The 20,599-nt window shown below is 72.9% G+C and carries 17 protein-coding genes; 6 read left to right on the plus strand and 11 right to left on the minus strand.

Going from position 1 to position 20,599, the window contains the following annotated elements:
• Position 1: 1 nt before the first annotated feature.
• The 4 genes from ACFWIS_RS27390 to ACFWIS_RS27405 form a co-directional block, all read right to left on the minus strand.
• A complete protein-coding gene (locus ACFWIS_RS27390; RefSeq protein WP_380460831.1) occupies positions 2-1,279 on the minus strand; it encodes a glycosyl hydrolase in 1,278 nt (425 codons plus the stop codon).
• A gap of 54 nt (positions 1,280-1,333) precedes the next feature.
• Positions 1,334-2,197 (minus strand): carbohydrate ABC transporter permease, encoded by an 864-nt coding sequence (locus ACFWIS_RS27395; protein WP_380460829.1) that lies wholly within the window; start codon positions 2,195-2,197, stop codon positions 1,334-1,336.
• Positions 2,198-2,201: 4 nt separating this feature from the next.
• Positions 2,202-3,074: a carbohydrate ABC transporter permease gene (locus ACFWIS_RS27400; protein ID WP_380460827.1), complete on the minus strand. Its 873-nt coding sequence runs from the start codon at positions 3,072-3,074 to the stop codon at positions 2,202-2,204.
• Between the two features lie 220 nt (positions 3,075-3,294).
• Positions 3,295-4,584, minus strand: coding sequence for an ABC transporter substrate-binding protein (locus ACFWIS_RS27405; RefSeq protein ID WP_380460825.1), 1,290 nt, complete (start codon positions 4,582-4,584; stop codon positions 3,295-3,297).
• 233 nt (positions 4,585-4,817) lie between these two features.
• Here ACFWIS_RS27405 and ACFWIS_RS27410 point away from each other — a divergent pair, with 233 nt between their 5' ends.
• From ACFWIS_RS27410 to ACFWIS_RS27430, 5 genes are all read left to right on the plus strand, one after another.
• A complete protein-coding gene (locus ACFWIS_RS27410) occupies positions 4,818-5,852 on the plus strand; it encodes a LacI family DNA-binding transcriptional regulator (RefSeq protein ID WP_380460823.1) in 1,035 nt (344 codons plus the stop codon).
• Between the two features lie 240 nt (positions 5,853-6,092).
• Positions 6,093-8,579, plus strand: a complete 2,487-nt coding sequence (locus tag ACFWIS_RS27415; protein ID WP_380460821.1) for a discoidin domain-containing protein — start codon at positions 6,093-6,095, stop codon at positions 8,577-8,579.
• 24 nt (positions 8,580-8,603) lie between these two features.
• Positions 8,604-12,851: an NEW3 domain-containing protein gene (locus ACFWIS_RS27420; RefSeq protein ID WP_380460819.1), complete on the plus strand. Its 4,248-nt coding sequence runs from the start codon at positions 8,604-8,606 to the stop codon at positions 12,849-12,851.
• Positions 12,848-13,543 carry a hypothetical protein gene (locus tag ACFWIS_RS27425; protein WP_380460817.1) on the plus strand — a complete coding sequence of 232 codons (696 nt, stop codon included), beginning with the start codon at positions 12,848-12,850 and terminating at the stop codon, positions 13,541-13,543. Before ACFWIS_RS27420 ends, ACFWIS_RS27425 begins: the two co-directional genes overlap by 4 nt.
• 203 nt (positions 13,544-13,746) lie before the next feature.
• Positions 13,747-14,730 carry a threonine/serine dehydratase gene (locus ACFWIS_RS27430; RefSeq protein WP_380460815.1) on the plus strand — a complete coding sequence of 328 codons (984 nt, stop codon included), beginning with the start codon at positions 13,747-13,749 and terminating at the stop codon, positions 14,728-14,730.
• Here the strand turns inward: ACFWIS_RS27430 and ACFWIS_RS27435 are convergent.
• The 6 genes from ACFWIS_RS27435 to ACFWIS_RS27460 all read right to left on the minus strand — a co-directional run bounded on the left by ACFWIS_RS27435 (position 14,722) and on the right by ACFWIS_RS27460 (position 19,403).
• Positions 14,722-14,955: a hypothetical protein gene (locus tag ACFWIS_RS27435; RefSeq protein WP_380460813.1), complete on the minus strand. Its 234-nt coding sequence runs from the start codon at positions 14,953-14,955 to the stop codon at positions 14,722-14,724. The two genes, ACFWIS_RS27430 and ACFWIS_RS27435, sit on opposite strands and share 9 nt — an antisense overlap.
• 234 nt (positions 14,956-15,189) lie before the next feature.
• Positions 15,190-16,269: a MerR family transcriptional regulator gene (locus ACFWIS_RS27440; protein ID WP_380460811.1), complete on the minus strand. Its 1,080-nt coding sequence runs from the start codon at positions 16,267-16,269 to the stop codon at positions 15,190-15,192.
• Positions 16,263-17,012 carry a HEAT repeat domain-containing protein gene (locus tag ACFWIS_RS27445; RefSeq protein WP_380460809.1) on the minus strand — a complete coding sequence of 250 codons (750 nt, stop codon included), beginning with the start codon at positions 17,010-17,012 and terminating at the stop codon, positions 16,263-16,265. The genes ACFWIS_RS27440 and ACFWIS_RS27445 overlap by 7 nt, the downstream gene beginning before the upstream one ends.
• Positions 17,013-17,119: 107 nt before the next feature.
• Positions 17,120-17,707 carry a hypothetical protein gene (locus ACFWIS_RS27450; protein WP_380524022.1) on the minus strand — a complete coding sequence of 196 codons (588 nt, stop codon included), beginning with the start codon at positions 17,705-17,707 and terminating at the stop codon, positions 17,120-17,122.
• Positions 17,708-17,819: 112 nt separating this feature from the next.
• On the minus strand, positions 17,820-18,188 hold the full coding sequence (locus tag ACFWIS_RS27455; RefSeq protein ID WP_380460806.1) for a hypothetical protein: 369 nt from the start codon (positions 18,186-18,188) through the stop codon (positions 17,820-17,822).
• Between the two features lie 201 nt (positions 18,189-18,389).
• Positions 18,390-19,403 carry a GlxA family transcriptional regulator gene (locus tag ACFWIS_RS27460; protein ID WP_380460804.1) on the minus strand — a complete coding sequence of 338 codons (1,014 nt, stop codon included), beginning with the start codon at positions 19,401-19,403 and terminating at the stop codon, positions 18,390-18,392.
• A gap of 52 nt (positions 19,404-19,455) precedes the next feature.
• Here ACFWIS_RS27460 and ACFWIS_RS27465 point away from each other — a divergent pair, with 52 nt between their 5' ends.
• Entirely contained in the window at positions 19,456-19,851 is a 396-nt protein-coding gene (locus ACFWIS_RS27465) for a cupin domain-containing protein (protein WP_380460802.1), read from the plus strand.
• Positions 19,852-19,871: 20 nt separating this feature from the next.
• On the opposite strand, the gene ACFWIS_RS27470 is transcribed toward ACFWIS_RS27465, so the two are convergent.
• Positions 19,872-20,288 (minus strand): nuclear transport factor 2 family protein, encoded by a 417-nt coding sequence (locus ACFWIS_RS27470; RefSeq protein WP_380460800.1) that lies wholly within the window; start codon positions 20,286-20,288, stop codon positions 19,872-19,874.
• Positions 20,289-20,599 lie beyond the last annotated feature (311 nt).

The following is a 20,599-nucleotide window of genomic DNA, read 5'->3' on the forward strand; positions in this document are numbered from 1 at the left end:
CTTACCGGGGACGTACGTCGGAGGGGTGGACCACCTCGGTGATGCCGCGCGCGGCCAGGTGCGCCGAGTCCTCAGCGCGTTCGGCGAGCACGGTGGTCGGCCGGGCGCCGGCCTCGGCGAGGTGCATGAAGGCCTCGTACACCGGTCCGCCCGGGCCGCAGTCCGCGCGGCGGGGGGAGGTGACCTCGTCGCCGGTGGCGACCACTACGGCGGTGCCGCGCGGCTCGGGCGGCCGCCAGCTCCGGCGGGCCTCGGCGGCGGCCTCGGCGAGCCGGGCACCGGCCGGCTTGACCCTCCGGTCGGTGGTCAACAGACCGAGGCTGTACTCCAGTTCGGGGAAGTCGGCGAGCGAGCGGTCCACGTCGTGGGAGCACCACCAGGTGACGCCCCAGACGTCCGGGCAGTCCAGTACGGCCTCGACGGTGGCGCCGGTGAACCGGGCCGCGTCCGCGGCGGTGATGTGCGGGGCGGGCGCGCCGACCTCCTGCAGCCAGACCGGGCGGGCCGGGTCGTCGGCCCAGGCCTTGGACAGCTCGACCAGGTAGGCGGCGTGCTGGGCGGTGGCGGTGGAGTGGGCGCCGTAGCGCTGGGCGGTGCCGTTGAACACCCAGGAGTGCACGGCGGTGGCGGCACCGAGGCGGGCCGAGTGCCAAGGCGTGAACGGGTGTTCGTCCAGGTACCACGCGGCGTCGTAGGAGGCGTGCAGGTGCAGCCGGCCGGGCGCGCCCTGCTCGCAGGCGGCGAGCATCCGGCGCAGCCAGGCCTCCGCCTCGGCGGGGGTGCAGCGGTCCGGATCGGGGTGCGGGGCGCCGGAGAACTGGTTGATCTCGTTGCCGAGCGTCATCCCGAGGAAGTTCGGCCGCTCGCTCAGCGCCCCGGCGAGGGTGCGCAGGTAGTCCGCCTGGCCGTCCAGCACCTCGGGGTCGGTGAAGAGGTTGCGGCGGTGCCAGGTCCGGGTCCAGGACGGCAGGAAGTCGAAGCTCGACAGGTGGCCCTGGAGGCCGTCCACCGCGACGTCCAGGCCGCGTTCGCCGGCCGCGTCCACCAGGGTGGTCAGCTGCTCGACGGCGCGCGGGCGGATCAGGGTGCGATTGGGCTGGAAGAGCGGCCACAGCGGGAAGACCCGGACGTGGTCCAGGCCGAGGGCGGCGACGGAGTCGAAGTCGGCGCGCACGGCGTCCAGGTCGAAGTCGAGCCAGTGGTGGAACCAGCCGGAGCTGGGGGTGTAGTTGACGCCGAAGCGCGGGGCCTGCGGGGTGGCGGTCACGGGGGTGGTCACGGGGGCTACCTCAACTGGTTCGGGGCGTACGGACGGGGTCTCGTCCTCGGGGGCTCAGCCCTTGACGGCTCCCTCCTCGACGCCCTTGAAGAAGAAGCGCTGGCAGACGGCGAACACCACGACGATCGGCAGGAAGGCGATCATGGTGCCGGCCGCGATCAGCCGGGGGTTGGCGGAGAAGGTGCCGTTGAGGTACTGGAGCCCGACGGTCAGGGTGTACTTCTGCGGGTCGTTGAGCACGATCAGCGGCCAGAGGAAGTCGTCCCAGGCGCCGATGAAGGTGAAGATGACGATCACGCTGAGCATGCCGCGCACGTTCGGCAGACCGATGTACCACAGCCGCTGCCAGACGTTGGCGCCGTCCACCAGCGCGGCCTGGTCCAGTTCCAGCGGCACGGCGGCGAAGGCGGTGCGCATCAGCAGCACGTTGAGCATGGCGATCGCCCCGGGCAGGGCCACGCCGGCCAGGCTGTCGGCCAGGCCGAGGCCGCGCACCAGCACGTACTGGGAGACGATGGTGACCTCGCCGGGCAGCACCAGGGTGGCCAGGAAGAGGCCGAGCACCAGCCTGGCGCCGCGGAAGCGCAGCCGGGCCAGGGCGTAGCCGGCCAGGGTGCAGCCGACCACGTTGCCGGTGATGCAGACGGCGGCGACGGTCAGCGAGTTGAGGGCGTACGTCCACACCGGGATGGTGTCGGCGACCTTGCCGAAGTTGCCGAGGGTCGGCTGCTCGGGCAGGAAGGCCGGGGTGCGGGTGTAGACGTCCTCGGTGGGGCCCTTGAGGGCGGTGGACAACTGCCACAGGAAGGGGCCGATGACCAGCAGCAGGACGAGCAGGAGCAGCAGGTAGCGGGCGGCGGTCTGGGCGGGGGACGGCGTGTTGAAGCCGCGGGCCGTCTTCGGGCGGAGGGTGGTCACGGGGTCAGGCCGCCTTCCGGTTCAGCCGCATCAGGAACAGCATCGGGCCGAGGGTGATGACGAACAGCAGCAGGCTCAGCGCGGAGGCGTAGCCCAGGTGGCCGTTGAAGCCGCGGCTGTACATCTGGATCAGCATCACCACCGACATGTCGCGGCCGCCGGGGCCGCCCTGTCCGTTGGAGAGTACGTACAGCTCGGAGAAGACGCGCAGCGAACTCACCGAGATCAGCGCGGAGATCAGCACCATGGTCGGCCGCACCCCGGGCAGGGTGACGTGCCAGAAGCGGCGCAGCGAGCTCGCGCCGTCCACGGCCGCCGCCTCGTGCAGCTCGCGCGGGACGTTGGCGAGGGCGGACAGGTAGATGACCATGTAGTAGCCCAGGCCCTTCCAGACGGTCAGGGCGATCGCGCTGAACAGCAGCAGCCAGCGGTCGGTGAGGAAGGAGACCGGGGAGTCGGCCAGGCCGGTCTGCTGGAGCAGGCCGTTGACCAGACCCCGGTCGTCCAGCACCCAGCCCCAGATCAGCGCCACCACGACCGCGGAGGCGATCACCGGGGTGTAGAAGGCGGTGCGGAAGAAGGTGATGCCGGGGATCCGGCGCTGGACGAGCAGGGCGAGCAGCAGCGGCAGGACGGTCAGCAGCGGGAGGCAGACCAGCATGAAGACGATGCTGTTCAGCAGGGCGTCGGCGAGCTGGGCGTCGTCCAGCAGGCGGCCGTAGTTCTCCAGGCCGGTGAAGTGCCCGCCGCCGATGGGCTTGGCGTTGGTGAAGGACAGGATCACCGTGTTGACGGCAGGCCAGAGGTTGAAGACGGCCAGCCAGAGTATCGCGGGGCCGGCGAGCAGCCAGGGGGTGAACCAACGCCGGTGGGTCATGCGGGGGCCTTCCTGGGGCTGGGCCCTGGGCCTTCCGGGGGCCGGGGCGGTACGGGTCATTCCCGGGGCGGCGGGTGTGGGGGAGGCCCGCCGCTGCGCCGGTACGGGAGTCACCGGGGGTGTGGGATGGCGTGGGGTGGGGTGGTACGCAGTGGGGTGGTGTGGGGTGGGGTGGTACGCAGTGGGGTGGTGCGGGGTGGGGTGGTGCGGGATGGGTGGGTCAGCCCTTGAGCAGCTTGTCGCACTGCTCGACGGCCGTGTCCAGCGCCTGCTTGGAGCTGGTCTGGCCGCCGATGGCGAGGGCGAACTGCTGCTTGACGATGGTGCCCATCGCGTCGTCCACCTCGACCGGCTGGATCAGCTGGGCCTTGGCGAGCGAGTTGAAGGCGATCACCTTGGCGTCGCCCGCGTTGGTGCCGTCGCTCCTGCTGAAGAAGGGGTCGTTCGCGGAGGCCTTGGTGGACGGGAAGACGCTGGTCAGGTGGGCGAAGGCGGCCTGGTTCTCCGGGCTGGTGACCCAGCGGGCGAGCGCCACCGCGGCGGCCGGGTTCTTGGTGTTCTTGGGGATGGACAGGCCCTGGACGTACAGCGGCGGGGTGCCCATCGCGGGGGAGGGGACGACCTTAGGGGCGAGCGAGGGGTTGTCGGTGGCGAGGCTGGTGATGAAGTTGCCGCCGCCGGTGGTCCAGGCCGCGGTGCCGGCGCTGAACAGCTTGGAGTTGCCGGCGTAGGTGTCGGTGAGCACCCCGTTCGGCATCAGGCCGTCCTTGAAGGCGTCCCGGTACTTGTCGAGCAGGGCGGCGGCCTCGGGGGTGTTGAAGGTGAAGGACTTGCCGTCGTCGGCCATGATCTTCACGCCGATGTTGTAGAGGTCGCCGAGGCCTGGTTTGCGGCTCATCAGGTAGGTCTGGCCGCCGGACTTCTCCTTCATCACCCGGGCCTGGGCGATGAGTTCGTCCAGGTCGGCCGGGGGCTTCTTCGGGTCCAGGCCGTTCTTGTCCAGGAGGTCCGAACTCCAGTAGTTCACATCGGTGTTGAGGTACCAGGGGTAGCCGAAGGTGCCCTGGTAGCCGTGGTAGCGGTAGGCGTTCACGCCGCCGGCCACGTACTCGTCGGCGAGCTTGGGGTCGGCCTTGGCGACGTCCAGCAGGACGTCCTTCTTGGCCAGCGGGAAGGCGAAGTCCGGCGGGAGGTTGACCACGTCGGGCAGGGTGCCGGAGGCGGCCTGGCTGAGCACCTTGTCGGCGTACCCCTCGCCGGGCTGGTCCAGCCAGTCGACCTCGACGCCGGGGTACTTCTTCTTGAAGCCGTCGATCACGCCCTGCATGTAGTCGGTGAACTTCGGCTTGAGCGACCAGGTCTGGATCGAGACCTTGCCCTTGACCTCACCGGTGGCGGCCGCACTCGCCACGTTGTCGCTGCTCTTGGTGTCTCCGGAGCCGAGTCCGCAGCCGGTGAGGGCCGCCGCGGTGAGGGCCGTCGTGGTCAGTGCCGCCCAGATTCTTCGCATGAGGGTCTCCCGGTCCTGGGGGTGGGTGGGGGATCGCGGCGAGCTCGGGTGGGTGTCCGGGGTGGGTGTCCGGGGTGTTGCGTCCGGGGTGGGCGCACGTGGACGGTGAGCTCGCGGGTTTGCGCGTTCTTGGGTTGTGTCGAGTTCCAGAAACTGACTAACTAAACCGGTCTAGCTCTGGCAGGGACTATGCTCCCGCCTAAACTTGGCTGTCAAGAGAGGAGTCGGGATCCGTGGGCAGACCGACGATCGCCGACATCGCGCGCCAGGCCGGTGTCTCCAAGGGCGCGGTCTCCTTCGCGCTCAACGGCCGCCCGGGTGTCAGCGAGGCGACCAGGGACCGGATCCTGCGGGTCGCCGAGGAGATGAACTGGCGCCCGCACAGCGCCGCCCGCGCCCTCGGCGGGGCCCGGTCCGACGCCGTCGGCCTGGTGATCGCCCGCCCCGCCCGCACCATCGGCGTCGAGCCGTTCTTCAGCCAACTGCTGTCCGGCCTGCAGGCGGTGCTCTCGGCCAGCTCGATCGCCCTGCACCTGATGGTGGTCGAGGACACCGCCGCCGAGATCGAGGTCTACCGGCGCTGGGCCTCCGAACACCGGGTGGACGGCTTCATCGTGGTGGACCTCCAGGTCAAGGACGCCCGACTGCCCGTCCTGGACGAACTCGGGCTGCCCGCCGTCGTGCTGGGCGGCCCTGGCAAGGGCGGCAACCAGCTGCGGATCTGGGCCGACGACCGGGAGGCGATGCTCTCCATCGTCGACTACCTGGCCGCCATCGGGCACCGCCGGATCGCCCACCTCGCCGGGCTGCCGCACTTCCAGCACACCCAGCGCCGGATCCGCGCGCTGCGCGACGCCTCACGCCGGCTCGGCCTGGAGGAGGCCCTGTCGGTGCCCACCGACTTCAGCGACGCCGAGGGCGCGGCGGCCACCCGCACCCTGCTCTCCCGGCCCCGGAGGCCCACCGCGATCGTCTACGACAGCGACGTGATGGCCGTCGCCGGGCTCGGCGTGGCCGGGGAGATGGGCGTCGCGGTGCCCGGGGAGCTGTCCATCGTCTCCTTCGACGACTCGGTGCTCGCCCGGATCGTCCACCCGCCGCTGACCGCGCTGAGCCGGGACACCTTCGCGCTCGGCGAGCAGGTCGCCCGCAGCCTGCTGGAGGCGCTGGACGGGGCGGGGGCCGGGCGGGACCTGCAGATGCCGACGCCCCGGCTGACGGTGCGGGAGTCGACCTCGCCGCCGGGGGGCGTGTCGTACGGCGGTTAGCTCGGCGCGACGTAGCTCCGTGGAGTGGTTGCTGCGCGGGCCGTTGACAGTCCTTCTGAACCGGTTTAGCCTCGCTGCGCCGAGCGGGCTCCGCCCTGGGTGCGTACCGGTCCCGGCCCCCGGGAGGCCCGCTCGTTGCGACTCCACCGCTCAGTACCGGCACGCCCACATGCAGCCGGGCCCCCGTCCGCGACGGCGGCGGCCCGTCCCCCACCCCCTCCGCTCGATCGGAGCCACCGCATGTCACGACGCCTCCCCCTGCTGCTCAGCGCCGCGCTCGCGACGGCCGCGCTGACGGCCGCCCCCTCGGCCGGGGCCGCACCGAGACCGGCCCCGGCACCCGCCGCCGGGACCGGGCCCGCCGCCGCTCCCGCCGCCACGACGGCGACAGCCGGTTCGGGCAGCCAGCCGTACGCCTCCTACTGGTACCCCAGCTCGATCCTCAACTGGGACCCGGCCACCGACCCGGACGCCCGGTTCAACCGCTCCCGTGTCCCGCTCCAGCCCCGCACCAGCGACCCGGCCCTGGCCGCCAACCCCAACGCCCGGGCGGGCGAGGGGAAGATCGCCTCGCTGGTCTCCTTCGGCCCCACCTCCAACAACCCCTCCCAGGGCTCCGCCGACCCCAACTACTACGCCTTCGGCTACTGGCAGTACGTCGACAAGCTGGTGTTCTGGGGCGGCTCGGCCGGCGAGGGCCTGATCCTCGCGCCGAACCCGACCGTGATCGACGCCGCCCACCGCAACGGCGTCAAGGTCTACGGCACCGTCTTCTTCCCGCCCGCCGCGTACGGCGGCCAGCTCCAGTGGGTGCGCGACTTCGTCCAGAAGTCCGGCGGCCGCTACCCCGTCGCCGACAAGCTCACCCAGGCCGCCCGGTACTACGGCTTCGACGGCTGGTTCATCAACCAGGAGACGGGTGGCGGCGATGCGGGCCTCGCCACCGACCTGCGCGACCTGATGCAGTACACCAAGGCGCAGAGCGGCACCGAGTTCATGTGGTACGACGCGATGACCACATCCGGCGCGGTGGACTGGCAGAACGCCCTCACCTCCGCCAACTCGCCGTTCCTGCAGGACGGTCCGAAGCGCACCTCGGACTCGATGTTCCTCAACTTCGGCTGGACGTCCGACGGTCTGGACTCCTCCCGCACCCTGGCCCGGCAACTCGGCCGCAGCGAGTACGAGTTGTACTCCGGCATCGACACCGAGGCGAACGGCTACAACACCTCCGTCGACTGGAACACCCTCTTCCCGTCCGGGCAGCCGCACACCACCTCGCTCGGTCTCTACCGCCCCGAGTGGACCTGGAAGTCCGCCACCGACCGGGCCGACTTCTACGCCAAGGACGCCCGCTACTGGGTCGGCGCCAAGAACGACCCGTCGAACACCGACCTCTCCGGCAGCTGGCCCGGTCTGGCCGGCTACGTCGCCGAGTCCTCGCCGATCACCGCCAAACCCTTCGTCACCAACTTCGACACCGGCCAGGGCGACTTCTACAACGCGGCCGGAACCCGGGTCGCCACCGGCGGCTGGAACAACCTCTCACTGCAGGACGTCCCGCCGACCTACCGCTGGGTGGTCGACTCCAGCGGCAGCAAGCTGAGCCCGTCGGTCGACTTCACCGACGCCTACCAGGGCGGCTCCTCGCTGCGGCTGACCGGCACCCTGGACGCCACCAACACCGTACGGCTGTACCAGACCAAGCTGCCCGTCGCCGCGAACACCAAGCTCGACCTGGTGGTCAAGACCCCGGCCGCCGGCCCGACCAGGCTCAAGGCCGCGGTTTCCTTCACCGACGCCCCGGGCAGCTTCACCACCGTGGACGTCGGGGACAACTCCGGGACCGGTTGGGAGCGGCACACCCTCGACCTCTCCCGGTACGCGGGCCGCACCATCTCCCAGCTCGCCCTCCAGGCCGCCGGGTCGGATCCCTCGTACGACCTGCGGGTCGGCCAAGTCGCCCTCTACGACGGCTCGGTGGAGACGCCGGCGGCGCCGGGCGGGCTGACCGTCCTCGGCGCGAGCGACGTGACGGCCGGCGCCAGCCAGTCGCTGAGGCTCTCCTGGACGGCGGCGCCCGGCGGCAACGTCCACCACTACGAGGTGTACCGGCGCAACGCGGACGGCACCCGCACCTTCCTGGGGGCCACGCCCAACGACGCGTACTTCGTCGGGAAGCTCGACCGGGCGGGTACGGAGGCCACCACGACACTGGACGTCGAGGCGGTGTCCAGCACCTACGGGCATTCCGACGTCGCCTCCACCACCGTCGGTTGGGACGGCTCGCCGCCCTCGACCTCGACCAACCTGGCGCTGAAGCGCCCCGCCACCGCTTCCGGCCAGTGCAACGCCAACGAGGGCCCGGCCAAGGCCGTCAACGGCAGCGTCAACGGCGGCAACAGCGACAAGTGGTGCACCCTGACCGCGTCCAAGTGGCTCGAGGTGGACCTCGGTTCGGCGAAGAAACTGTCCACGGTCGTGGTCAAGCACGCCCAGGCGGGCGGCGAGAGCGCCTCGTACAACACCCGGGACTTCTCCATCCAGACCCGCTCCAGGGCCACCGACCCGTGGACGACCGTCGCCACCGTGACCGGCAACACCGCGGGCACCACCACCCACCCGGTGGACACCACCGCCCGCTACGTCCGGCTGGTCGTCACCAAGTCCGCCCAGAACAACGACCCGGCCGCCCGCATCTACGAGTTCGAGGCCTGGGGCCAGTAGGCCTCCGTACCGAAAGGACCCCCCGTGCCGGTCACCACCATCACCGCCGTCGAGAGCACCGACCTGTTCACCGGTCCCGAGAAAGCCCCGCGCCAGCTGCTGCGGGTCACGGTCGAGGGACCGGCCGCCCGGATCACCGTCAGCGGGGCGGGCGTTCGCGGCGAGGCGACCGGCACGGGGCTGGTCGAAGTCCCGCTGGAGATCACCGGGGCGGCCGTCGGCTCCCAACTTCCCGTCAAGGTGCGGGCGTCGTCCAGCGAGGCCGCCGGCGTGGTGGAGGTCGCGGAGCCCGGCTGGACGATGTTCCTGGTCTCCCACTTCCACTACGACCCGGTCTGGTGGAACACCCAGGCGGCCTACACCTCCCCGTGGGAGCTGCTCTCCGCCGACGCCACCACCCGGCCGCTGTGGGAGCGCAACGGCTTCGCCCTGGTCGACGCCCACCTGGACCTCGCCCTGCGGGACCCGGTGTACAAGTTCGTGCTCGCCGAAGTCGACTACCTGAAGCCGTACTTCGACCAGCACCCGGAGCGGCGCTCGGTGCTCCGGACGCTGCTGGAGCGCGGGCAGGTCGAACTCGTCGGCGGCACCTACAACGAGCCCAACACCAACCTCACCGGCGCCGAGACCACCATCCGCAACATCGTCTACGGCATCGGCTACCAGCGCGACATCCTCGGCGGCGACCCGCAGACCGCCTGGCAGCTCGACGTGTTCGGGCACGACCCGCAGTTCCCCGGCCACCTCGCCGCGGCCGGGCTCACCGGCAGCGCCTGGGCCCGTGGGCCGTTCCACCAGTGGGGCCCGATCCAGAAGAACTTCCGCCAGGGCAAGGACGACGCCCGGGTGATGCAGTTCCCCAGCGAGTTCGAGTGGATCGCGCCCGGCGGCGAGGGCGTGCTCACCCACTACATGCCCCACCACTACTCGGCCGGCTGGTGGATGGACTCCTCGCCCGACCTCGCCACCGCCGAGCAGGCCGTGTACGAGCTGTACCGGAAGCTCAAGCCGGTCGGGGCGACGAAGAACCTGCTGCTGCCGGTGGGGACGGACTACACCCCGCCGAACAAGTGGGTCACCGCGATCCACCGCTCCTGGGCCGAGAAGTACCTGTGGCCGCGGTTCGTCTGCGCCACCCCGCGCGACTTCCTGGACGCCGTCCGGGCCGACCTCGCCGCCACCGGCCGCCGGCCCAGCCCGCAGACCCGCGACATGAACCCGGTGTACACCGGTAAGGACGTCTCCTACATCGACACCAAGCAGGCCCAACGGGCGGGCGAGGTCGCGGCGGTGGACGCGGAGAAGCTCGCCGCGCTGGCCGTCGTCAACGGGCTGGGCAGCTACCCGGCCGCCGCGCTCGACAAGGTGTGGCGCCAACTCGCCTACGGTGCGCACCACGACGCGATCACGGGCAGCGAGTCGGACCAGGTGTACCTGGACCTGCTCGGCGGCTGGCGGGAGGCGTACGACCTCGCCGCAGCCGTCCGGGATGCGGCGCTGGACGCGCTGACGGCCCGGATCTCCACGGCCCGGATCTCCACGGTGGGGGGCTCCACGGCCGGCCCCGGTTCTGCGGTGGGCCCCGGTTCTGCGGTGGGTGCGGGTTCGGCGGTGGTGGTGACCAACACGCTGTCCTTCGACCGGACGGGCCTGGCTACGGTCGAACTGCCGTCCGGCGTCGGGTCGGTGCGCGTCCTGGACGAGACGGGCGCGCCGGTGCCGAGCGCCGTCGACCGGGGGACGCTGCGGTTCGTGGCGGCGGACGTGCCCGCGCTCGGGTGGCGCACCTGGCGGCTGGTTCCCGGGGAGCCCGAGCCGACCTGGGTCGAGGCCCCCGGTGCGGTGATCACCAACGGCCGGTACCGGGTGACGGCCGACCCGGCGCGGGGCGGCGGGCTGTCATCCGTCCGCGACCTGCTGCACGAACGGGAGTTGATCCAGGACGGCCGGATCGGCAACGAACTTCGGGTGTACCAGGAGTACCCGCAGCACCCCGACTTCGGCGAGGGCCCGTGGCACCTGGTGCCGAGCGGGCCGGTGGCCGGCTCCGGGGCCGCCGCCGGCTCCGTCCGCCGCGAGACCGGCCCGCTCGGCGAGCGGCTGGTGATCGGCGGCACGGTCGACGGCCTCCGCTACGAGCAGACGGTGACGCTCTGGCGCGGCCTGGACCGGGTCGACTGCCGGACCAGGGTCCTCGACTACTCCGGCGCCGACCGGCTGCTGCGGCTGCGCTTCCCGGTGGACGTCCCCGGTGGGCTGCCGGTCAGCGAGGTCGCCGGGGCGGTCGTCGGGCGCGGCTTCGCGATGCCCGACGTCGACTCGGCGGAGGCGCCGTGGACGCTGGACAACCCGGCCAACACCTGGTTCGGCCTCGGTGCCACCGCGCGCGCCGTGCTCACCTCCGCCACCGGCGAGGTCACCGGCGCACGGGCACTCGGCGTGGCCGAGGTGGTCGTCCCCACGCTGGACGATGCCGCCGACGCCCGCCCGCTGGTGGTCGCACTCGCCCGGATCGGCGTCACCGCCACCACCTCGGGGGCGGACTGGGCGCGGTACGGCTGGCTGGACGTCGACTCCAACCTGCCGGACTTCCGGATCGTCGTCGGCGGCCCGGAAGTCAACGACGCGGCACGGGAGGTGATCGAGCAGGCGGGAGAGGAGTACGCGGCCGCGCTGAAGGCGCACGGCGCGGTGTGGGTGCCCGCGCTCGCCCCGCTTGCCGAGGTATGGCGGCCGGACGCCGACCTGCGCGACCTGCGCGCCCTGCCGGCCCTGGTGGTCGCCGATGTGCCGGCCCTGGTGGACGACCTCGCGGACGCCCGGATCACCGCCGTCTGCCCGGCGCTCGTGACCGATCAACTCGCTGACCACACCGTGGCGTTGCTCAGCTTCGGCCTGCCCGGCTTCGCCGTGGACACCACCGGCGCGCTGCACCTGTCGCTGATGCGCTCCTGCACCGGTTGGCCGTCCGGCGTCTGGATCGACCCGCCCCGACGCACCCTGCCGGACGGCGCCTCCTTCCAACTCCAGCACTGGACCCATGAGTTCAGCTATGCACTGGTTGGTGGCGACGGTGACTGGCGGGCCCAGGCGTTGCCCGCGCAGGGGCAGGAGTTCAACCACCCGCTGTACGCGCGGCTCGTCGCCGCGGCGCAGGACGGGCCGCTGCCCGGGACCCTCTCCTGGCTGCGGGTCGAGCCGCAGCGCGAGGTGCTGCTCGGCGCGCTCAAGCCGGTGGGGAACCCGATCGCCCACGGCTCGGCGTCCTCCGGGGGCGACGACCTCACCGTCCGGCTGGTCGAGTCGACCGGCCTCGGCCGGACGGCACGGCTCGGCGGCGCGCTCGGCCTGACCGACCTGCGCTCCGCCGACCTGCTGGAACGCCCCCAGGGACCGGCCGACTTGGCCCTGGCCGGGTCGCAGATCGTCACCCTGCTCGGGGTTCCCGAGGTGTCGACCCGCGCCGACGGCCCCGAGCTCGGCCCGGTGGCCGAACCCGCCCAGCCCGTCCACGCCCGCTACTGGCTGCACAACCGGGGCCCGGCACCGCTCGGCTACCTGCCGGTGTCGGTCGGTGCCGCGCCCGGACTGCTGCGGACGGCGGGGGAGACGGTGACCTTCTCGGTGGCGCTCTCCTCGCAACTGCGGGACGCCGCCGTCGAGGGCACGGCGGTGGTGCTGCCGCCGGAGGGCTGGGCGAGCAGCGTCGGCACCCGCCCGTACCGGCTGACGGCCGGTGGTCACCTGCGGTTCCCGGTGACCCTGACACCGCCGTCGGACGTGGAACCCGGGCTGCACTTCGCGGCCGTCCGGATCGAGCACGACGGGCAGCGGATCGAGGACGTGGTGTCGATCGCCGTCGGCGAGCTGCCCGGGCTGCTGCCCGTCGCCGGGGACGCCCCCGAGGACTGGTCGGCCGCCCAGGGCACCAAGGCGACGACCGGCCGGGACACCGGACTGTCCGTGGACGTCTCCGACGAACTCCTGCGGATCGCCCCCGGCGGGCGGGCCGTTCTCGGCCTCACCCTCACCAACCGCACGCGCGGGGAGATCCGCGGTGAGCTGCAACTCGTCTCCCCGTGGGGCACCTGGGGAGCGATCGCCGACCCGGTGCGCGGCTTCTCCGTGCCGGCCGGTTCCGCCGTCACCGTCGACTTCGCGGTCGCCGCTCCCGAGTCCCTCGACCCCGGTGCGTACTGGGCCCTGGCCAAGGTGATGTGGTTCGGCCGCTGCCAGTACGCCCCGACCGTCGCCCTGGTGGTGGAGGCATGACCCTCGGCCTGCTCGACGGGCACCCGATCCCGCGCACCGCCCTCGACGCGCGCCTCGCCGCCCTGCGGGCCGGCCCGCGCTCCACCGCCCTGCCGCAGCCCGGCAGTTCGGAGGACCGGCAACTGGTCCGGTGGGTCGCGCAGGTGCTGCTGACCGAGGCCCTCTGCGAGACGGTCGCCGCCGAGCGGGGGCTGCCGGTCGCGTCTTCCGGCCCCGCCCGCCTCGACCAACAGGCCGCCGTCGAACTCGGCTCCATCACGGCGGCGGCCTACGAGGGCAGCGCAGCCGTCCGTGCCGTCTACGCGTCCGTGACCGCCCGCGTCGAGCCCCCGCCCGAGGACATCGCCCACTACCGGGGCATGACCGCCCGCCCACCGGCCACCCGCTGGCACCTCGCCCTTCCCGACGGCGGCTTCGAAGCCGACCCCGACACCCTCCCGGAGGCCCTCGCCGAAGCCCTCCGCGAGGCCCCGCCGGGCGAGTGGGTCACCGTCGGCCCCTGGACGGCGATGCTCCTCGCCACCCTCACCATCCCGCAGGACCCCGACCCCACCCCGACTCTCCGAGAGGCCGCCCGCCGAGCCGCCTTCGTCCGCTGGCTCGACCACGAACGCGCCCGACGCCTCACCCTGGTGGCGGGATTGGAACACCCCGGCGACCCGGCCCAGCCCGACAACCACCACCGCCACTGAGCCGCCCGGCACATCGCCCGCCGCGCCCGGCCCCCGGGCGAGGCAGGCAGGGGACTTCGCTAGGCTGCGGCCATGATTCGTGCAGTGGTGTTCGATGTCGCCGAGTGGTGTGCGTGGATGGGCCCGGCGGACCCTTCCCCGGCCCGGCCGGCCCGGGCATGATCGTCGCCTGGTCGTGATCCCCCATCGGCAGGAGCAGCGAAGTGCACCACCTCACGTACGGCGACATCGAGGCCGCGAGCGAGCGGATCGCGGGGCGTGTCCGCCCGGTCGCCCTGACGCCGGTCGATCCGTCTCCCGAGCGGTCCGGTGAGCTGTGGCTGGCGTTGGAGTTCATGCAGCACACCGGATCGTTCAAGGCCCGTGGTGCGCAGAACTTCCTCCAGGCGCACCGCGAGGCCGGAACCCTGCCCGCTGCGGGGGTGACCATCGCCTCCGGCGGGAACGCCGGGCTGGCGTGCGCCTGGGCGGCGCGGCAACAGGGCGTGCGGGCAACGGTGTTCGTGCCGACCACGGCGCCGGCGGTGAAGGTGTCCAAGCTCCGCGGCCTCGGCGCCGACGTGCGGCCGGTGGGCTCGGAGTACGCCGAGGCGCTGGCCGCGTGCGAGGAGTTCGCGGCCGAGGACGGGGCTCTCGCGGCGCACGCGTACGACCATCCGCTGATCGCGGCCGGGGCCGGCACGCTGCTGGAGGAGATCCACCAGCGGATCCCGGACGTGGACACCGTGGTGGTCGCGGTCGGCGGCGGCGGGCTGTTCGCGGGCGTCGCCACCGCCGCCCGGGAGCACGGCGTCCGGACGGTGGCGGTGGAGCCGGAGCACAGCCGCGCGCTGAACGCCGCCCTGGCGGCGGGGCGCCCGGTCGATGTGACGGTGGACTCGGTCGCGGGCGACTCGCTCGGCGCCCGGCGGGTCTCCGCCACGGCCCTGGATGTCGCCCAACTGGGCCGTGTGCATTCGGTGTTGGTGCCGGATGCGGAGATCGTCCGCGCGCGCCGGGCCCTCTGGGACGATCACCGGGTGGTCGTCGAGCACGGCGCCGCCACCGCCCTGGCCGCGCTGAACGGCCCCTCCGGCCAGCCGGGCGGCTACCGGCCCGAGCCCGGGGAGAAGGTCTGCGTGGTGCTCTGCGGCGCCAACACCGACCCGTCCGACCTGGTCGAGGAGCCTCGCGGCCGGTCAGTCTGACGTGGCGTGGGCGACGCCGTCCGCACCGTGTGCCACGAAGGGGTGGGCGGCTTCGACGATCTCACCTTTGGTCAGCTCCGGCGGGATGCCCCAGCCCTCACGCCGGTCCTCGCCGTTGACGGCCCCGTGGACGAGGTCCTGGAGCTCCTCGGGATATCCCAGTTCCATCGCGACACGCCACCAGACCAGATCGGCGCCCGCCAGCGGGTCGAGCTTCCCTTCCACGGTCAGGCGGTCCGACCCGGCGGGATTGCCGGAGGCGCGCTCGATGGCCAGCCAGCGCGAGCTGCTCAGTACGTCCTCGGGTCGGTCTCGGTCATGGCCACCTGCCTTTCACCTGCAACATGCCGCACCCGGAGCCTCCGGCGCGAAGGGATTCCGGGCCGGACAGGTGCCGGCTGGTCACCGTCCGGTCCGGCCCGGCGGGGGCGGCGCCCGGGGGCTCCGAGGTGCGGGACCTCAGGGGCCCTCGCCGTCGCCGTCGCCGTCGTCGTCGCGGCCGTCGGGGGAGTGCTCTTCGGGGACTCCTTCGGGGACTCCTTCGAGGAGTCCGAGGAAGGCCGAGGCGACGAGGGCGACGGCGTGGTCCTCGTCCCGCGCCAGTCGGTGCAGGAGCGCGTGCGCGGCCGGTCCCGGCAGTTCGACCAGGGCCTGGGTGAGGCGGATCCGGGCCACCGGATCCAGGGTGTGGGCGGCGAGCCGGTCGGCCAGCGCGGTGGTGATCCTGTCCTCGGCGTCACCGTCCCCGGCCAGGGCTCCCAGGACCTCCGCCGCGTCGACGTCGTGGGAGCCCTCGACCACCATGGCGACCAGCGTCGGTACGGCCGCAGTCACACCGCGCCGGCCCAGCGCCAGCGCGGCGTGCTCGCGCACCGTCGGGTCCTCGTTCCCGAGGGCGTCCGCGAGGGCCGTGGCCGCGCCCGGGGCCTCGGGCATCCCGGCGAGCGCCCGTACCGCGCGCCGCCGGACGTCGACGTCCTCCGAGCGCAGGCCGGCGGCCAGTTCCGGCACGCCGTCGCCGCCGGCCCGGGCGAGTGCCCAGCGCAGGGCGCCCGCGACGTTGGGGTCGGATTCGGACAGGACCGCCCCGGCCAGCAGCTCGGCCGGAACCGGCACGCCCTCCGGCCGGGCCAGCACGGCCTGCTGCCGGCGCGCGGCGCTGGTGGAGCCGAGCCCCTGGAGCAGCTCGACGATGCGCAGCACGTCCTGCCACCCGGTGGGCGCCGAGGCGTCGACCGCGCGGAGCCGCCCGAGCAGCTCCTGATCCCGCGCCAGGCGGTCCTCCGTCCACCGGATCAGGTCGCCGACCAGCTCGGACGGCGTGAAGGCGGGATCCTCCAGCGCGCGGCCGATCTGCTTGAGCGAGAGCCCGAGGGAGCGCAGGCACTCCACATGGAAGATCCTGCGGACGTCCTCGTCGGAGTACTCGCGGTAGCCGCCGACGGTGCGGCCGGTCGGCCGGACCAGGCCGAGGGCGTCGTAGTGCCGGAGCATCCGGGTGCTCACACCCGAGCGGCGGGCGACATCACCGATCAGCACTCCGGGGCCTCCGGGTCTCCCGCCGCGGCCTCGACGGCAGCCGCCCGTTCCGGGCCCAGTGCGGCGAGCCGCTGCGCCTCGAAGACGGCCGCGTCGAACCCGGTCTCCGGGTCCCGCAGGAGCAGCACGGTGGCGCGGGCGTGTGCCGCCACGGCCGGGTCGGGGTCGGCCGCTGCCTTCTCCAGGGCGCTCTCGGTCACCGGGCCGAGGTCGACGAAGGCCCGGCTCAGGCTCAGCCGTACAGTGCGGTCGCCGCGGCCGAGCTGTCGGACCAGTTCGTCGGCGAGGTCCTCCCTCCGGTCCTCCGGGACGAGGACGACCGCGACGCGCCACGCGGTGCGTGCCACCTCGTCGTCGGCGTCCCGCAGCAGGTCGCGGGTTATCCAGGGCCAGGCGCTCCGGTCGCCGATCTTGGAGAGCGTGTGCAGCGCCTGGCTGCGGGCCTGAGGGCGCTCCGAGTCGAGTTCCCGGCGGATCCGGGGCAGGGTGAGCTCAGGCGGCAGGCGGGTCAGCGCCCAGGACAGCATGTCCCGTACGAAGAAGTCCGGCTCGACCGCGCACCGCTGGACCAGCGGCTCCAGGAGGCCGGGGTCGGGGTCGGGGTCCGAGCCGACCGCCAGAGCGGCCTGGAGCCGGACCGACGCGTCCTCGGCGCCCAGGGCGCGGATCATGCGGGTGTGCTGCTCGTTCGCGTTCGCGTTCGGGTTCGCGTTCGTGGCGTTGATCGGGACCACCTCCTGCACCCAAGTGCACACCTTGTCACGGTGACAAGGTCAAACCCGTTCGGGCGCCCCGGTGCAGGGTGGTGCGGGAGGTCTACGGGTAAGTCCGCTCAGTCCGCCTAGTCCGCTCAGGCCCCGTCGCGCGCCGCGATGCGCAGCGCGACCTCGATGTGGCTGTATCCGGGGATGGGCGATCCGACGGCCTTCTCGTAGCGCACCACGTCGGCGAGCCCGAGCTTCTCGCCGCCGGCGAGGGTCCGGTTCGTCGTCCACAGGAGCATCCGCAGCTGTTCGTTCTCGACGCCGAGGATCCGGTCGGAGGACTCCAGTGGTACGCCGGTGCCCGCCCGCCAGTCGGCCACCGCGGACCAGAAGTCGGTCACGGTGTCCCAGCAGACCGCGCTCCGGGGCCCGAGCATCGGGCGCATCCCGTCGAGCGGCCGAAACGTGTCGAGGCCGTGGGACGCGAGGTTCTGGAGGTCTTCCAGGAACGCGACGACGAACTTGTACTCGGCCTCGTCCGCCAGCAGGTCCTCGACGGCGGCCAGGATCTCGGCGGTCGCGCCGTGGTCCCGGCGGGCCGCCCGGAAGGCGACCTGTCGGCAGACCTCCAGGTCGTCGGTGCCGTCCACCGCTCCGGGCTTGACGCCCGCGAGGTCGAGGAGCCGCTGGGAGCGCCCGACGGGACGTCGACGCCACGGGAGCCGCATCGGCATTCCCCTCTGCTCGCAGCGACCGTGATCATGGTCGCTTGGTGCCGGTCAGCATGACACGCCGCTCCGGCGGCCCGTTCGCGGGGGTACGGCTTCGCCCGACGCGCAGCGGCGGTTACCCGACGCGCATCGGCAGCCAGCCGGGCCACCACGGCGGGCGTCCGCCGGGGCAGCGCTCGGGGAGGTAGAAGTCGGGCGCCTCCCCGTTGTGGAGGGCGAAGTCTCCGACGAAGAGGGCGGCGCAGAGCAGCATGCCGAGCAGGCAGCCGACGATGATCGCGGCCCGGCGCGAGCGTCCCCAGGTCAGCAGGCGGCCGAGGCCGAAGCCGACGGGGAGGGAGAGGCCGTACAGCAGGATCCGGAGCGTGGTGAGGTCCTCGCCGACCTCCACGCCCGAGTGCGGGGAGGTGTCGACCGCGACCTCGGTGGCGTAGCCCGAGCAGTAGGTCCAGGTGTCGAGGATGTTGTCGTTCTGCCGGGTCATGATCGCGAAGCCGAGAACGAGGGTCAGAACGGCCCCCAGACAGCCCAGACCGACCCGCCGACCCGCCTGCGTGGACTGTGCGTTCCCTGGTTCCATGTGCGTGGGTTGTCGCCTCTCCGATGCCCGCTGTCCGCTGAGTCGGGGCAGACTATCCGAAGGTCGGGAAGGAGGCCTCGCGGCGCCGAGCCGCTGCGCTCGCCGTCAGCTCACCCCCGCCGTCAACTCGCCCCCCGACCCGAACCGCTGCCGGTACGCCGACGGGGAGATGCCCGTCTCGCGCTGCATCAGCGCGCGCAGGTTGGTCGCCGTGCCGAGCCCGCTGCGTCGGGCGACCGTCTCCAGCCGGGGCTCGCCGCGCTCGATCAACCGGCAGGCCAGGGCGAGCCGTTCGCCGGTGAGCCAGGCCAGCGGGGTGGTGCCCAACTGGGCGCGGAAGCGGCGGTGCAGGGTCGCCGGGCTGACGGCCGCGTGTGCCGCGAGGGCGGCGACGGTGAGGGGTGCGTCCAGCCGTTCCTGGGCCCAGGCCAGCAGTGGGGCCAGTGACTCGTCGGGCCGCTCGGGCACCGGACGTTCCACGAACTGCCTTTGGCCGCCGTCCCGGTGGGCCGCGAACACCAGCCGCCGACTCACCGCGTTGGCCACCTCGGCGCCGTGGTCGCGGCGCACCAGGTGCAGCCCGAGGTCGAGCGCGGCCGCACTGCCCGCGGCGGTCAGGATGTCGCCGTCGTCCACGAACAGCACGTCCGGTTCGAGTCGGACGGACGGGAACCGGGCCCGGAAGGAATCCGCCCACTGCCAGTGCGCGGTGGCCCGGCGCCCGTCCAGGACCCCGGCCTCGGCCAGGGTGAAAGCGCCGCTGCAGAAGCCGACCAGGCGCGCGCCGCGCGCGTGCGCCCGCCGGACGGCGTCCAGTACGGCCGGCCGGCGGGGTACCTCGACGTCGGGGCGGTTGGGCACGATCAGGGTGTCGGCGGTGTCGGCCGCCTCCAGTCCGGCGACCCCGGTCAGGGTGAAGAACCCGTCCCGCATCAGGACGCCCGGTTCGGGGGAGCAGAGCCGGAAGTCGTAGAGGTCCCGGCCGACCTCCGGCCTGCGCAGCCCGAAGACCTCGGTGGCACAGCCGAGTTCGAACGGGTTCGAGTTCTCGTCGACGATCACGACGACCCGGTGCACGCCACCCGCCGGGCGTGCGGACTGCGAGGATCCTTGCGACATGTGCCATTTCTAGCACTCACCCCGGGCGCCCGCGACGGCCCAGGATGGGTCCATGAGCAACCGACCCATCGCCCTCGACCAGGCCCTGGCCACCTTCGACGCCCTGTGGAGCCCCCGCATCGTCACCCGCGTCAACGACTACGACGTCCGCATCGCCAAGGTCGAGGGCGAGTACCTCTGGCACGCCCACGACGACACCGACGAGTTCTTCCTCGTCCTCGACGGCGAACTGCGCATCTCCCTGCGCGAACCCGCCGGCGAACGCACCGTGGTGCTCCCGAAGGGCGCCGTGTTCACCGTCCCGCGCGGTACGGAGCACAAGCCGCACGCCCCGACCGGCGCCGCGATCCTCATGTTCGAACCCACCGGCACCCCGAGCGTCGGCGACCGCCACGACCCCGTCCCGTCCCACGTCGACGCGACGACCGGGCACGTCCTGAACCCCTGACGGCCCTCCACCGCTCCCGATCAGTCGGACCGGGGCATCCCGCCCAGGGGAGCACGCCGTGCCGACACCCTGCGCTGGTCGATCCGCCAGCCCTCCGCCGTGCGCACCACGGTGTCGTCGTACGAGACGGACCCGCAGGAGCCGTCCGCCCGGATGCCGAGCCCCTTCGACCGGACGTGCACCCGGCCGTCGGCCGCCTCCGTGACGACGACATTGGTGACGTGGTGCGCGACGGGGTTGGCCGCCCCCAGCGCCCACGCCGCCTCCCGGACGGCCGGGAGTCCGTTCAGCGGCTCCTGGCCGAAGTCGGTGAGGTCGTAGACGACATCGGAGGTGAACACCTCCGCCAACCGGTCGAGGCTCCCGTCGTCGACCACGTGGCCGTGCAGGGACACCAACTCGGTGATGGCCAGCCGGTCTTCCAGGGCGAGTGACACGTGCGTCCTCTCCGGCCGGCCGTGGAAGGCCGAGCCGATCATCGATCCCCCCGTGACGGGTCCGGCGGAGCCGAGCGCACCAAGGGCCGTACCCCGCGATCCTTCCGCACAGCCGGGCACTCTGCCACCGATTTCACCGGAGCGAAGGCCCGCTGCGGCGACAGCGACGGCCGTAGCGTCGGGTGCCTGAGGGAACCCGGCGACTGGACGTACGTGGTGACGGACATCGAGGTCGACGCTGACCCTCGCACCCAGGGCGTGGGGGCGGCCCCCCCCCGGGGGGGGGCCCCCCCCCGGGGGGGCCCCCCCGC

The sequence above is a fragment of the Kitasatospora sp. NPDC127060 genome (assembly GCF_042724935.1).
In the GTDB taxonomy this organism is placed as follows: domain Bacteria; phylum Actinomycetota; class Actinomycetes; order Streptomycetales; family Streptomycetaceae; genus Kitasatospora.

Coding starts and splice junctions, on each gene's coding strand:
- ACFWIS_RS27400 (WP_380460827.1), bottom strand. CDS start 3,074: ATGACCCACCGGCGTTGGTTCACCCCCTGGCTGCTCGCCGGCCCCGCG.
- ACFWIS_RS27405 (WP_380460825.1), bottom strand. CDS start 4,584: ATGCGAAGAATCTGGGCGGCACTGACCACGACGGCCCTCACCGCGGCG.
- ACFWIS_RS27415 (WP_380460821.1), top strand. CDS start 6,093: ATGTCACGACGCCTCCCCCTGCTGCTCAGCGCCGCGCTCGCGACGGCC.
- ACFWIS_RS27425 (WP_380460817.1), top strand. CDS start 12,848: ATGACCCTCGGCCTGCTCGACGGGCACCCGATCCCGCGCACCGCCCTC.
- ACFWIS_RS27450 (WP_380524022.1), bottom strand. CDS start 17,707: ATGCCGATGCGGCTCCCGTGGCGTCGACGTCCCGTCGGGCGCTCCCAG.
- ACFWIS_RS27455 (WP_380460806.1), bottom strand. CDS start 18,188: ATGACCCGGCAGAACGACAACATCCTCGACACCTGGACCTACTGCTCG.
- ACFWIS_RS27460 (WP_380460804.1), bottom strand. CDS start 19,403: ATGTCGCAAGGATCCTCGCAGTCCGCACGCCCGGCGGGTGGCGTGCAC.
- ACFWIS_RS27465 (WP_380460802.1), top strand. CDS start 19,456: ATGAGCAACCGACCCATCGCCCTCGACCAGGCCCTGGCCACCTTCGAC.